Raw genomic sequence first — 13677 nt, 5'->3', positions numbered from 1 at the left:
TCTCTACGGACAAGTCCGACTAGTCGAGCGTCGAATAGAGATCGTCCCAGCCCTTGGCTACGTACATGTTGGTGTAGATGGATCCGTAGTACGTACTGCCGTGCAGAACGGTGACGTTCCCGGCCTGCACAGCCGGAAGTCGTTGCCACAACTTGTTGTCCGAGAGCTGATCGAAGGTGGTGTCGCTGCTGTCGGTGACGGAAACCATGACCGCGTCGCAATCGCGAAGGCGATCCATCTCCTCGATGCTCAGCCGCCCCTGATTGTCGAAACCGGTTGTGTTCAAAGTTCTTCCGCCGATGTCGGCGAGCGTCATGTCGGTGGGTTGGCGATTCTTCTTGCCAGTTTCCTCCGACACGGGAAGGCTGTCGATGTAGATCGTGGCCTTGTCCGGACTGTAGGACAAGCTTGCGACGGTCTTTCCCGCGATCGCCGAAGCGTGTCGAGAGCGAATGTCGGTGATCAGAGCGTCGTAGTCGGTGATCAGGCGATCCATGGTGGGTGTTCGACCCAACCAATCGGAGAGGCGGGTTAGGTTCTCCCGCCACGTTTGCTTCGATTCGGTCGTCAGGACAGGAGCGATGGCTTGAAGCTTTGCAGCGGGCCAGTACTCGTTGTCGGCGTTGACGCAGATGATGAGATCGGGTGCGAGTCCGAGGATCTGCTCCAGATTGGGCTTGTCGCTGAGGTATTCGGCCGAGCCGTCGACGGGAACCCACTCGGTGGCGGGTGAGATGTTGTATCCGAAGACCGGTAGTTCGAGGGCAATGGCGAGCTCGAGGTCGGTTCGGGCGTCGACGGCCAAGACCCGCTTGGGATTGGTCGGTATGTCGTAAGTTCCCAACGGCGTGGTGACGGTGCGTATTTGAGCGTTATCAGAGGCATTTGAACCGTCGCTGGAACTGCAGGACGACAGAATTGTTGCTACTGCTGCCATCCCTGCTCCGATGCCGAATCGGCGACGGGTCAGTGCGTCGACTAGTTCTTGCCAGGCGCGTTCGTCCGGCACGGTAGGTGTGGTGGTCAGCATTTTTCGATACCCTTCGGTCTGAGTCCGTATCGATCGTAGGGTCGGCGATACCAGATCACCTATATCGAAAACCGCCTGATCTTAGTCGATTTCGGCCAATGTCCGTGACTTACGGGTAATAGTGGCGCCGAAGGCCGCGGCGAGCGGGAACATCAGAACGCCGTACACCGCCGCCGGTACTGCCAATTGCACATTGTCGAGAAGACTGACGGCGATGGTGATCGCCAGCGTGCTGTTGTGAATGCCGATTTCCATGGAACTGGCGATGGCTTGTCGGTCCTCGATGCCGAATATCCGGGGAACGACGTAACCGACCGAAAGGCTCAGCAGACAGAACAACGCAGCGACGGCGCCGATGTCGACGAGATAGTCTGCGATGTTCTCGCGTTCGGAAACAACCGTTCCGACGATCACCAGTGCCAGAACCGCCGCAGATCCGATGCGGACGGGCTTGTCCATGCGCTCGGCAAAGGCGCTCGAGCGCAATCGAACCCACATTCCGAGGGCGACAGGAATCAGTACGACGGCAAAGACCTGAAGTACCTTCGTGAACTGCAGTCCGAGGGTGCCGTCCGCGTCTTCGGGTTCGAAGTACCCCAGCGCGAAGTTGGTGATCAGCGGAAGGGTCACCACCGCAATCACCGAATTGACCGCAGTCAGTGTCACATTGAGAGCAACATCGCCGCGGAACAGATGGCTGAACAGGTTTGCGGTCGTGCCGCCCGGTGATGCGGCGAGAAGCATCATGCCGACGGCGAGCAGTGGGTCGAGGTCGAACAACGTGACCAGGCCGAAGGCCGCAGCCGGGAGCAACAACAACTGACAGATCAGGGCAATCGAGACGGCTTTCGGCGCTTTTGCCACGCGGGCAAAATCTCCGACCGTCAAGGAAAGCCCGAGGCCGAACATGATGATGGCGAGTGCGGCGGGTAGGCCGACGGAGGTGAGTGCAGAGTCCATGAGTTAGTGGCTACTTCCAGTCACTGGGGGAATTTCACTGAAACTACCGTGATGCCCGAATCTGCGTGGCAGTTTGGATACATTGATGTATCGAACCGTGACGGCGTCGGTGAGCAGGGTTATCGTCGAATTATGTGCCGAAACATCACTGAACTTCGTGGACTCGAGCCCGCAGCTACGCCGGAGGAGATCGAGGCAGCCTCTCGCCAATACGTACGTAAGGTGAGCGGGATAGCCAAGGTGTCCGACGCCAATCGAGACGCCTTCGAGCAAGCGGTGCGTGAGGTAACCGAAACGACGACACGCCTGCTCAGCGCCCTGCCGCCTCGTAGACAGCCGCCGCAGACCGTCCCGCCGTTGCGTCGCCCGGAAGTACAGGCTCGGATCGCTGCTCGTTCGTCCTGACCCGAGTGGATCTCACAGATATCGACGTATGGGACGTCGACGCCTTGGACCAGCTGTCCGCTGGGCTGGAAGGCGTTCTGGTCGCTCACCGCGTCCGCGACATCCGTCGACGACTGACCACTCTGCGCAAAGAAGCCGTCGCTGACGACTTGCATATTCGTCAGGACGGAACCGTCTCTGCCGTTGCGCCCATCGCCGACGGTCACCCGCTCCACGTGCACGCCCAGTTGCTCGAGGTTGCAGTGCGAGAACTGATCGGTGAGGCATTACTCGTCAGCGCGGATCTTCATCATGCGTTGTCGCTCCGGTCCCAGGTCGGCACCGACCTCCGTGACAAAGCTGTGCGCGTGGGGGAGGAGTGGCGAGCGTTCAGCCCTGATCGGCAGCGTCAGATGTTGCGCCATGCACCCGATCTGATCGCCAACCTCGACGGAATTCCTGCAGCGGTTCGCAGTCCTGCCAATCTCGATCGGATTCAATCGGAACGAGCACGGCTGCAAGATGATTCGGTGCGAATCTCGCAAGAACTTCACCGAGAGTTCTTCGGCGGCAGACTGAGCAACACCGGGGCCGGCCAGTGGTACGCCGAACGTAAACTCGAGGATTTGGACGCGCTCGAAGAGTTGTTCCATGCCGAACCTTGTCGACGATTGCTGCTGATGGACATGCGCTCGGGTGAACGAGGCTTCGCCGCAATTGCGATCGGTGATCCGGACACCGCGGATCACGTCTCCGTGACGATTCCTGGATTGAACACCAACGTCAAGGACTCGATGCGCGGAATGGTCGGCGAGGCAACACGATTGCGAGCCGAGGCGATGCGCCAACTCGAACTGGCCGGCCGAAGGGAAAGCGTGGCCACCATCGCCTGGATCGGATACGACGCACCACAGGTGATCGGGCCTGGAAAGTTCGACATCGGTCGGGCCAGCTTCGACGTCAGTCGATCGTCCAAAGCAGGCATAGCCGCCGACGCATTGGGCAGCTTCTTTCACGGCCTTCGTGCTGCGTCGGTCAACGACCGCGTCCACATCACAGCGCTGGGCCATTCCTACGGATCGCTCGCGACTTCTCTTGCGCTGCAGCGCGGAGCCAGCGCAGCAGTCGACGACGTGGTGTTCTACGGTTCGCCCGGCGTGCGGGCCAAGGTGGAATCGGACCTCGGTATCGCCGACCGCCACGTCTACGTCATGAAAGCGGAAGGCGACAGCATCGCGGGGTTCGGCCGTTTCGGCGGCGATCCGACGCGCACCGAGTTTCATCGGTTGTCCACGGCTGAAGGAGTCACCCCGGACGGGGTCAAACACGAGCGGGCTTTCGGGCATGCGGAGTACGCGAGGACCGGGGACAACGGAGAACTGCGGATGTCCGGCTACAACCTTGCGGTTGTGGTTGCAGGGTTGCCGGAGTTGGCCGTTATGGCCTGACCTACCGCCTTACAGCGGCACTCATGCATCTGAGGCATTCGGCCAGGGGGTTGGTCGTTGACGACCAGTCCCGTCTTCTGCTCTATCGATTCATCGCACCCGGGGGCGGGCTGACGGTCTGGTGTCCTCCGGGCGGAGGCTTGGAAGGAGACGAAATCCCGTCCGAGGCGCTCGCGCGCGAACTGGACGAGGAGATCGGCTTGCGCGACTACGGCGCCGCCTCCCACGTGTGGAGTGAGGAGATCCGTGATCCGACAATATTGCCGGGTTGGGACGGTGCGATCAACGACTACTTCCTCGTTCCGGTGGAGGCTGCATTCGAGCCCTGTGGGTCGTTGGGGCGAGAAGCGCTTGCCGCCGAGTTTGTCGAGCACTTCGAGTGGTGGAGCGTTGACCGCCTTCTGTCACACGAAGGTCGGGAAGTGTTCGGGCCACGAGATCTACCCGACCGCTTCGCCCGCCTGGTCAAGGATGGGCCACCGAGTTCGCCGGAACGGTTTGTTCGATCGCTGTAAGGGCTGCGAGCCAGTGATTGCAATCGAGCCTTTGGGTATCGAAGGACGGCTAAGCTGGGGTTATGGAGCACTATGTGCGCAAGGAACCCATCCCGTACGCGTCTACGGCGGCGCCGGTCACTTCGGGTAGCCGGGTCCGACGGATGCTCCAACGATGGTGGATGCGGCTTCGTAGGTTGATGGGTGACAGTAAGGCCAGCCGGTACACCTCGCTCGCGCCGCGGCATCCTGATGGATCACGCACTGACGTAACTTCTTTCAACAGCAGTGGCAGCGGAAGATAACTGTCGGTTGAAAGACACTGCCCGGTGTTCGTCGAGAATTCGACGAACACCGGGCAGTGACGCATTACGTGAGCTGGAATCAGCGGAGGTACTGTCCGCACACCGGCCACGCGCCGGCGCCCTGACCGGCGAGGACGTTTTCCGCGACGCGGACCTGTTCTGCCTGGCTGGCGTTGGCGGCACTGCCCGCTCCGCCGTAGGCTTCCCACGTGCTCTGGCTGAACTGGAGTCCGCCGTAGTAGCCGTTTCCGGTGTTCGCAGCCCAGTTGCCCGAAGATTCGCATTCCGCGACACCCGACCAGTCGTGGGTGGCTGCAGATGCGGTGCCGGCGGTCAGTCCGACGGCTCCGGCTGCGAGAGCTCCGGCTGCGGCGACAGAGGCAAGGGCACGGGTAACGGTGGTCTTGGTCATTTTTTGTAAATCCTCTCGAGTCCCGCCGACGGAGGACGGTGACCGTCTCAGCTCCGCTCCCACCACTAGGAATGTTGTCGAGTCCGAACCGCGGGGTGGGACGGGCGGTGGCGATTCGGTAATGCCCGGTTGATCGGGCTGTCACCAACCATAAGAGATGATTACGGATTGGTCACGGGTCGGCGTGTCGACACATGTTTGTGCAACAGAAATGCATCAAAGAGTGTTTTCCCAGGTCGCGTGGCGATATGCCACCTCTCATGGCGTTACATAAACGAGATAAAGTGTGATGCAAGTCACTTCAAAAGCGCCTCGACGGCGTCGCTGCGCGGCGAATGTGTCGCTCGATCGGCCCGGTTTGTCGGCTTTTCGACCCGATTTCAGTCGCTCTGGAACCCCTGTCCAGCCGTGATCGGTTGTCGACCGACCGACCCGATTTACCTGCAGCGCAGCAGAATTGAAACGATCATCGCGCTGCCGGTCCTGGGCTCAAACGAGATTCTTGCTCGCCTTGATCCGACGGCGAATGTCGCGCATCTGAATGGTGTTGCCGGCCTGACGGATGGAGCGTGGGATGAACCTGTTGACGAACGACACGAAAATGAAGAGGTGTTCGAATCGGCGGCGATCGTCTTCGGTCCATTCGAGGTCGAGTTGGTCGCGGTAGATCGGTGGTAGGAATCCGACCGTCAGGAACCGCAGCAAGTTTCGGAACACCAGGCGTATCGGCCACGCGATCATTCGAAGGTTGACGAGGTCGACCAGATACTTCTTGGTGCGTTCGTCGATGACGACGCGTTCGCAACCGAGGTTCCAGTAGCGCTCGAAGTCGGCGCGGGTGGCCGGCCACATCTCCTCGGTGACCTGCAGCGTCGTTCCCAACGTTGATGCGGACTGATAGAACGATTCCGCCTGTTCTTCGGACATCTTGCCGTGCAGCAACTGATGACTGTCTTCGAAACCGATGAACAGGCATGCAGCAACCCATAATTGGAGTTCGCGATTGAAGGCGTTGTACTTGACCGGGCTGTTTGAATCCGACTTCACATGTCGGTGCACCGAGTTCACGGCCTCGCGGTAGGCCTTTCGCTCTTCCTCGTTGCCCAAAATCGCGACGGTGAGGTACTGGGTCGTGGTTCGCGCGCGCTTCCACGGATGCGAAGTCAGTGCACCCGATTCGACCTTGCTCTCCATGACGCCGTAGGCGACCTCGGGCCAGCCGAGCTGCAGGATGACGTTGGCAGCGGCTCCGGCGAACGACCAGAAATCGAGAGCGTCGGTGATGTGTGCGGGTTTACGGGCCCACCGCCTACGCTCGGCCGTGATGGTGATGCGTGTCCGATCGGTTCGAAGAGACGACTCGGACTTTCCCGAATCCAGGTAGTGAGTGGGCATCGATCTTCCTCCGTGAGGGGTGAGTTACTTGGTCTCGACGTTGCTCACGAGCCATCGATCGTCCGAGCGGACCAGGGATATGACCATCCGGTACTTCTGTGTATTGCCTTCTGGCGCAGCAACGTTCTTGGCCTGCTGGTCGACGAACACGAGTACTTCGGCCGACGAATCTTCGAGCGTCTCGATGCCGACGTCTGTCGCTGTCGCGCTCGCCTGACCTTGGCCTCCAGCGACAACCTCGCGCAGTGAATCGACCATGGTTCGGTAGGTGCCGGCAAATTCGTCGGTCGACATCGACGCGATGGTGTCCTTGTTGGCATCGAGGTTCTGATAGTCGAAGGAGGACATGATGGTCGAGTACTCCCTCGCGGTGTCCAGCGCTTCCTGCCGCAGCGTGTCTTCCTGATTCGCCGAGTACATCTGGAATCCGAGCACCACCAATGCTGCGACCAGCGCTACCGCCATTAGTGAGATCAGTGCGTTGCGTGGCTCCTTCAGGCGGCGAAGTAGCGACGGAGAAGTCGGATGTTCGGCCACCTCGGCTTCTGCCTCGTCGAGTAGTGCGTTGTCACCGTGTGCCATTTCCCAGTCCTTCCAACATCAATCTCCAGTAGTTCAGGGCGTCGACTCCGGTCGGAATCAGAATCGGATCCGCGACGACGGGCGGTCCGATCGGCGTGCCAGGGACCGTCGAGTTCTGCAATCCGAGGTCGTTCGGGCGGGGAGCATTCTGTGCTCCGCGTTGGACGAGGTCGTCGGCGGGGGGACAGTACATCGCCAGATTCGGACTGGTGGGGGAGAGATCGCCTACCTCTCGCCTGGGAGTGTCGTAGTTGCACACCGGCCCTTGCGTGGCAACCAACGCGAAATCGGCGCGATCGCCTTTGACGATGGATGCCAGTTTGGCAAGTCCTTCGGGGATCGTGACCAGTCCGGTTTCCAGGGCGTCCGTGCGGTCGGAGATGATCGGTGTGACAGTGACGAGATTGGCCAGGACCGCTCCGAAAGTGTTGTGGTACTTGTCGAACAACTGTTGAGCGCTGTTCAGGGCGGCGGGCGAATGATCGGTGAGGTAGATCAGCACCGGAGCGTTGGATTCGAGTTGTTCGGTGAAGTTCTTGGCAGCCGCCATTCCTCGGACAAACGAATCCGATTGTGTCGCCATGGAGTCCACCAAGGTGGAGGTTCGCGACAGCAGCGCGGCGAGTTCGGCCGACTGGTCGTTCAACTGCGCCGACATGGTCCCACCGTTGTCGATCATCGTCGCCAAGCTCGGGCCAAGCCCGTTGAACGAATTCCCCAATTCGGTCCCGATGTCGCTGATCGCTTGTGGATCAATCCCTTCCAGGACACCGGACGCCTGAAGCATCAACTGGCTCATCTGCACCGGCTGCTGATCCGCGGGCATGGCGATCTCGTCGCCATCTCGGAGATAGGGGCCGTGATCCGTGTTGGGGTAGATGTCGACGTTCTGGATTCCGGCGGCTGTACCCATCGTCACCTTGGCGACACTGTCGGTGGGTATCTCCGTGTTGTCGTTGAGTGAGAGTTCCACCCGAGCCGAGCGGGTGCCTGCGTCGAGTTCGACTTCACTCACCTTCCCCACCTGCACTCCGCGATACGTGACGACCGTGCCCTTGGTAAGTCCGAAGGCGTCGGACATGTTGGCGTGCAGCCGGATTTGGCCACCGAAACCCTGAGGGCCGACCACGTAGACGATTCCGAAAGGGATGACTACAGCGGCGATCAGAGCGAACAGGACGAGTTGAACAAGCGCGAGACGACTCAACGTGGACCTCCCTGAAGTAGATCGGTGAGAGTTCCCGCCGGCGCGATCGATTGACCTGCCATACCGCCGCTCCACAGTTTGTCGATCGTTCCCGGAATATCCAGAGCGCCGTCGAACACGAGGTAGTCACCTTGGACTGCACTGGTGAAGTTTTCGAGCAACCCGTTCATGTTCGCCAGTGTCTGGCCGATCTCCGAATTGAACGAATCCAGAGTTCCCACAACGGTCGACGCATCGTGCAGCATCGCGTCGAGCCCGTTGGGTGAGGAATCGAGGATGGTGTTTGCGTTGGTGGCGAGCTGAACGGTCGAGTTCAACAGGCTCGCAATCTGATCCTTCTGTCCGACGAGAATCGACACCACCTGTGGAACGGAATCGAGGTAGTTGTCGACAACTACCCGTTGCCCAGCCAGTTGGGAGGAGACCCGGGCAGCGAGGTCGACGGCCTCGTCGAACTCGCTGCGGTGACTGCTTGCCTCTGCCATCAGCGAAGTGAGGGTCTCGGTCAGAGAACGAACTTCACCCGAGCGCCCGGAAAACGCGGTGTTCAGTTCGCGTACAACGGTGTCGAGTTGATCGATACCGCTTCCGGTCAGAACCGTGCCGAGGGTGGCAAGTGCACTTTCGACCTGCGGACCGATCTCGGTGCGAGACTCCGGAATCGTGTCGCCGTCGCTGAGCGTGGAGCCGGACGGAACTTCCGGCACCCGAAGTCTGATGAAGGGGTTTCCCAGTGCGGACGGGAGTTCGACGGATGCTTCGACATTTTCCGGCAACTGCGTCGCGGCGTCCAGACTCAGCGTCACGTCGGCTCCGACGGCGTCGGCTGACAGTGCGGATACTCGACCGATGACTTTCTGGCCGCTGCGGACGTCTGCTCCCAGCACCAGACCGTCGGCGCCGGCCAGCTGTAGCGCCACGTTGTACGCGTCACCGTCGGCCGAACGACCCAGCGGAAGGTCCTGAATGCCTGCGCTACAGCCGCCGAAGGCGAACACGGCCGCACAACCCACACCGATGATCGTGGCACCGGCGACTATTCGAACCGAGTGCCGCGTCAATTGCCACCTCCGGGGACGGCTCCGCCGGAAATCGCGGAGGCGATGCCGAGCGGATCAGAAGTACTGAGGGGGAAGGAAATCGGATTCGTGAACCCGGCCCCGGTGCAGATCGGCAACTTGTAGGTGTCGCACAGCGGTTTTGCAACCGCGAACTGAGTCAATGCAGTCGAGACGTTGAGCCGGATGCGCCCGCGCTGATCAGGGCCGATAGTTTGGGAGAGGTTCTGCATCATCAACGGCACCAGGTCCATGAACTCGGCGAGGCCAGGTTGTTTGGAAGCCAGAGTGTCACCGAGAACTCGCACGTTGTCGGCTATTGCGCCGACATCGTCGCCGTGAGTTGTCATGAAACTGTTCAACTGGTCGAAGACGACCTGCAGATCCTGCAGAGGCTGTGAGATGTCCATGTTCTGGCCTGCCCACTGATCACCCAATACGCCGAGGTCACCGACAAGTTCGTCCAGGCTGACCTGCCGCGCGTCGAGAGCATTCATCAACGTGTTGAGATTGTCGACAAGGGAACCGATGTCTTCCGACCGTGCGCCGACAACTCCGGTTGCCGTGCTGAGGTTGCGAATTGCGGTATTGAATTGATCGCCTTGGCCCTGCCATCCGGCGGCGCCGCGGCTCACGAGATCACCGAGATTGCCTCCGTCCCCGGCAAATGCGTCGGCCAAAGTGCTGACGCTTCCCATCAACCCGTCGAAATCTATGGGGGAGTGGGACCGTTCGATCGGAATCTGATCGCCGTCTTTCAGCGTCTCTCCGCCGGTGTACGCCGGACCGAGTTCGATGTGGCGATCGCTGATAACCGACGGATTGAGAACATAGGCCGAAGCGTCGGCGGGCAGATCGACGGAGTTGGGCATCGACATCGCCACTCGAACAGAACTTCCGCGAGGTTCCACCGACGTGACTGTCCCGACGCCGACTCCGAGGACGGTGACCTTGCTTCCCTCGTAGATCCCGCCGACGTAGCTGAAATCGGCGTAGACGGTCTTGGACTGATCGGTTCGTCCGAAGACGTACCAACCGGGGAGTGCAATAGCCAGGGTCACGACCAGCATGGCAGTGACCGCTTTTCGTGTGTTCACCTGCAGCCCTCCATGATGCCGAGCGCGCAGAGCAGGTTGTCCGGGATCACGGCCGCCGGCGCGTTGACGTCGGTCCAATTACCGGTGCCGGTGGAGTCGGTGACCGAACGCAGAGCGGAAGGAAGACGAGTCAGCAGCAGGTCGATCTGATCTGCGTTGTTCTTCAGCGTGGTGGTGACCGCGACCAGGTTGTCGGTCATGGCCCCGAACTCTTCCTGACGATCGACGAAGGTGGTCGAGAGCTTCGAGATGATGATTGTCAGGTTGTCGACCAGTTGAGTCAAGGCGTCCTTGCGCATCGCAAGAGTACGAACGATCGTCTGAGCATTGGCCGCAGTACCGACTATCGAATCGGTTTGTGCCGCAGCCATGTCCGACAGCTCGCGGGACATGCTGAGAATCTGGTCGATCTGCTCACCATTCTGCGCGAAAGCAGCCGAGGCGCCGCTGATTCCGGCCAGAGCCCGGCCCACCTGATCGGAATCCGTGGGAATCACCTGCGAAAGGGTGTTCATCATGGACTCCATCGCCGCTAGGTCGACACCCGTGGCAGCATTGGTGGCGTCACTGCTGACATCGTCGAGGCTGTACGGCACCGTAGTGCGGGAAAGCGGAATGACCCGCCCGTCGGAGTCGTCGACCACGCCGGCCGGCACGATCTCCAGGTAACGCTTGCCCAGGACCGTCTTGAGTCTCACAGTCGCCGTGCTTTGGTTTCCCAAGGGTTGATCCTTGTCCAAGCGGAAGTTGACGACCACGTGGTCGTCGGCAAGATCGATCGAATCCACTCGGCCCGCGGGAACCCCGGCAACATAGACGGGGTCTGTGTCGGAGAGCCCGCTGGCATTGGCGAACTCGGCTGTGTATGCCGACGTGCGGACGTTGTACCAGAGTTTCGGAATGCCCAGTGCGGCGGCGAGTCCCACCACCAGAACGAAGATTCCGAGACTACCCAGCGCGAGAGCTGTTCCGCTACCGCTGCGTCGGCGATCCCCTTTGAACAGGAAGAGCATGATGCCGACGAACACGTCGATCAGTTTGACCAGGAACATCATGAGCACACCGGTGAATGTGTCGGACCGAAGATGTTGGCCTCCATGTCGCCTGCCTTCAGAGTGAAATTGCACAGATACAGGCTGATGAAACTTCCGTAGCTGCCGATACGGTTGGCGGCGTCGGCGAACTGGGGAAGGTTGGTGACCAGCCTGTTGAACTCGTCGGTGCTCGCAATCCAACTGCCGGTGACACTTTCGAGTTGTTGCACGGTCTGACCGAATGCGCCGTTCGACCCGGCCATGATCTGAGCCAACGACGAGACAGTGCGGTTTCCCTGGTCCAAGAGCGAGACCAGTTGATCGTTCTGCCCGACGACGGCGGTGCTCAGGCTGTTCAAACCGTCCAGCAGACTGACCAATTCGGGTTGGCGCTCGTCCACGGAGGTGAGAAGAGTGTTCATGTTCGTGAGTAGTTGCGCGAAGACGTCCTGACGGTCGACCAGGCCGGAACTCATGGCCGCGATCTGATCGAGAAGTGTGGTCATTGCTTGGCCCTGACCGTTGAAGGTTTCGACAAAACTCCGCGTGAGAGTGTTCACCTGCTCGGGCTCGAGTGCGGCGAACAACGGTTTGAAGCCGTTCATCAGTGCGGTCAAGTTGATCGGCGGAGTTGTCTGCGCCAGCGGTATCGTGTCACCCGGTTCGAGCCGTTGTGCGGATACCGTTGTCGCACTGTGATCCTGGGTCAGTGCCAGGTATCGAGCACCCAGCATGTCGCCGTAACGAACTGCGGCACGGACATCCGACTCGAGTGAATACTGTGATTCGATTTCGACGTCGACGATCGCCTTGCTCGTACCGCCGCCGTTGTCTGCAAACGCGACCGAGTCCACGCGGCCGACGCGCACACCCGACATGGTGACAGGGTTACCCGGGTTGAGTCCTTCGACGTCGGTGAACTCGAACGAGTACGAATCAGTGCTTCCGCGAACCGGAACCGACAATGTGTTCGCCACGAACGACGCGCAGGCGACGCCGGTGATGCAGAAGAGTGACAACCGAATTACCTGGCCAGGACGGACCTTCACGGGACGGTCACCTCGTTACCTCTGACCAGCGGCCCCAACATCAGTGTTGTTGCCGGGTTGGGGGTGTCCGACTGCTCCGGCGAGCCACCCTGCAGTTGGTCTTCGAGGTATCGCAGCGTGGCAGCCTCGGCTTCGCCGCCCACGACCGGGGCACTGACGGGTTGCATTGGCGTCAGGTTGGCGCCGGAACATTGCGCGCCGCGCGAGTCCCCGTACTGCGGGCAATCGGCGCCCGTGTAGGGGAGCGGTTCGGCGAACGTGGCGACTGCTGTGATGTCGAACTTTCCGGTGGCGAAGACCCGAGCTCCGGCGGTGCCGAACGTGCTGGCATTGGCGAGAGTGGAACGCAGTCCGTCGGGATTGGCGGCGGTGGTCGCGAGTATCTTTCCGGCGGAATCGATCACAGTGATGATGTTGCTGTTGTTCGTCGCGACGAAATCGTCGACGGTCGCGGCGAATACGGCCGCCGCGCCGATCGAGGTCTCGAGGTTCGCCCTGTTGGCGACCATGTTGTTCGAGACGGATGTGGCTGCGGCGAGGGTATCGAGAATGTCGGGGGTCGCGCGGTCCAGTGCGTCGACGACAGTTCGGAATTCCGGAGTGGATTGCAGGAATTGGTGGGCGGCAGGAGCCAGTGCACCGGAAGCGGCGCTGAGATTGTCTATCGTGGTACCGATCTCGGCTCCGTTTCCGTCCAGAGCTTGGCCGAGTGCGGTCAGAGCCGTTTGAAGTTTCTCGGGTTGCATCGCTGTGAGGACTCCGACCAACTTGGTGTACACGTCGTAGAGGGCGACGGCCTCGGGTCCGTCGTCCATGCGGATTTCGTCACCGTCCGCGAGGGTCGTTCGGCCCTGTCGCGTCGGGTCGTCCACGAGTTGCATGTAGATGTCACCGAAGAACGTACGTGGAACGACGCGAGCCATCACGTCGGCGGGAATCTTTGATGCATCGTCAGTCTGTATCTGTAGTTGCACAACGGATTCTGTTGTTCCTGATCCGATTTCACCGATTCGGCCGATGTTGATCCCGTGGTACCGGACCGGTGCCTCGCCGCTGATCAGGCCCGCCGTGGCCGGAACCGCGACGAACACGTCGGTGCTCTGCTCGAGGTTTCCGGATCCGCGCAGCACCATCGTCACTGCTGCCACGACGGCCACCACGATGGCGATGGTGCCGCGCAGTGCATAGACGATCTTCGTGCGTGTAGTGAGTCTGTCCACGG

Annotated in this window: 13 protein-coding genes and 1 pseudogene; 3 read left to right on the top strand and 11 right to left on the bottom strand. The window is 60.6% G+C overall.

Annotated features, from left to right (window positions below):
* Positions 1–19 precede the first annotated feature (19 nt).
* Positions 20–1030: an ABC transporter substrate-binding protein gene (locus tag G8767_RS16295; RefSeq protein WP_166810697.1), complete on the bottom strand. Its 1011-nt coding sequence runs from the start codon at positions 1028–1030 to the stop codon at positions 20–22.
* Between the two features lie 81 nt (positions 1031–1111).
* On the bottom strand, positions 1112–1990 hold the full coding sequence (locus G8767_RS16290; RefSeq protein WP_166810696.1) for a bile acid:sodium symporter family protein: 879 nt from the start codon (positions 1988–1990) through the stop codon (positions 1112–1114).
* A 132-nt stretch (positions 1991–2122) separates the two neighbouring features.
* Between G8767_RS16290 and G8767_RS16285 the strand changes: the two genes are divergently transcribed.
* From G8767_RS16285 to G8767_RS16275, 3 genes are read left to right on the top strand one after another with little or no spacing between them, the layout of a single operon-like run.
* Entirely contained in the window at positions 2123–2395 is a 273-nt protein-coding gene (locus G8767_RS16285; RefSeq protein ID WP_003945457.1) for a DUF2277 domain-containing protein, read from the top strand.
* A 5-nt stretch (positions 2396–2400) separates the two neighbouring features.
* Positions 2401–3822, top strand: a complete 1422-nt coding sequence (locus tag G8767_RS16280; protein ID WP_166810695.1) for an alpha/beta hydrolase — start codon at positions 2401–2403, stop codon at positions 3820–3822.
* A gap of 23 nt (positions 3823–3845) precedes the next feature.
* Positions 3846–4337: an NUDIX domain-containing protein gene (locus G8767_RS16275; RefSeq protein ID WP_095971023.1), complete on the top strand. Its 492-nt coding sequence runs from the start codon at positions 3846–3848 to the stop codon at positions 4335–4337.
* Positions 4338–4706: 369 nt separating this feature from the next.
* On the opposite strand, the pseudogene G8767_RS16270 reads toward G8767_RS16275, so the two are convergent.
* The 9 genes and pseudogenes from G8767_RS16270 to G8767_RS16230 all read right to left on the bottom strand — a co-directional run.
* Positions 4707–5033, bottom strand: a pseudogene (locus tag G8767_RS16270) (transglycosylase family protein); the annotation flags it as partial.
* Between the two features lie 489 nt (positions 5034–5522).
* Entirely contained in the window at positions 5523–6428 is a 906-nt protein-coding gene (locus G8767_RS16265) for an oxygenase MpaB family protein (RefSeq protein ID WP_166810694.1), read from the bottom strand.
* Positions 6429–6452: 24 nt separating this feature from the next.
* Positions 6453–7010, bottom strand: coding sequence for a mce associated protein mas1a (locus G8767_RS16260; RefSeq protein WP_095970979.1), 558 nt, complete (start codon positions 7008–7010; stop codon positions 6453–6455).
* A complete protein-coding gene (locus G8767_RS16255; protein ID WP_166810693.1) occupies positions 6997–8217 on the bottom strand; it encodes an MlaD family protein in 1221 nt (406 codons plus the stop codon). The genes G8767_RS16260 and G8767_RS16255 overlap by 14 nt, the downstream gene beginning before the upstream one ends.
* Positions 8214–9278: an MCE family protein gene (locus tag G8767_RS16250; protein ID WP_166810692.1), complete on the bottom strand. Its 1065-nt coding sequence runs from the start codon at positions 9276–9278 to the stop codon at positions 8214–8216. The genes G8767_RS16255 and G8767_RS16250 overlap by 4 nt, the downstream gene beginning before the upstream one ends.
* Complete coding sequence (locus G8767_RS16245; RefSeq protein WP_166810691.1) at positions 9275–10372, bottom strand: MCE family protein; 1098 nt, start codon at positions 10370–10372, stop codon at positions 9275–9277. Before G8767_RS16245 ends, G8767_RS16250 begins: the two co-directional genes overlap by 4 nt.
* Positions 10369–11424 (bottom strand): MCE family protein, encoded by a 1056-nt coding sequence (locus G8767_RS16240; protein ID WP_166810840.1) that lies wholly within the window; start codon positions 11422–11424, stop codon positions 10369–10371. The genes G8767_RS16245 and G8767_RS16240 overlap by 4 nt, the downstream gene beginning before the upstream one ends.
* Positions 11424–12455, bottom strand: a complete 1032-nt coding sequence (locus G8767_RS16235; RefSeq protein ID WP_166810690.1) for an MCE family protein — start codon at positions 12453–12455, stop codon at positions 11424–11426. The genes G8767_RS16240 and G8767_RS16235 overlap by 1 nt, the downstream gene beginning before the upstream one ends.
* On the bottom strand, positions 12452–13675 hold the full coding sequence (locus G8767_RS16230) for an MCE family protein (protein ID WP_166810689.1): 1224 nt from the start codon (positions 13673–13675) through the stop codon (positions 12452–12454). Before G8767_RS16230 ends, G8767_RS16235 begins: the two co-directional genes overlap by 4 nt.
* Positions 13676–13677 lie beyond the last annotated feature (2 nt).

The sequence above is a fragment of the Rhodococcus sp. IC4_135 genome, from assembly GCF_011602025.1.
In the GTDB taxonomy this organism is placed as follows: domain Bacteria; phylum Actinomycetota; class Actinomycetes; order Mycobacteriales; family Mycobacteriaceae; genus Rhodococcus_F; species Rhodococcus_F baikonurensis.
This window is presented reverse-complemented; position numbering and strand designations above follow the sequence as displayed.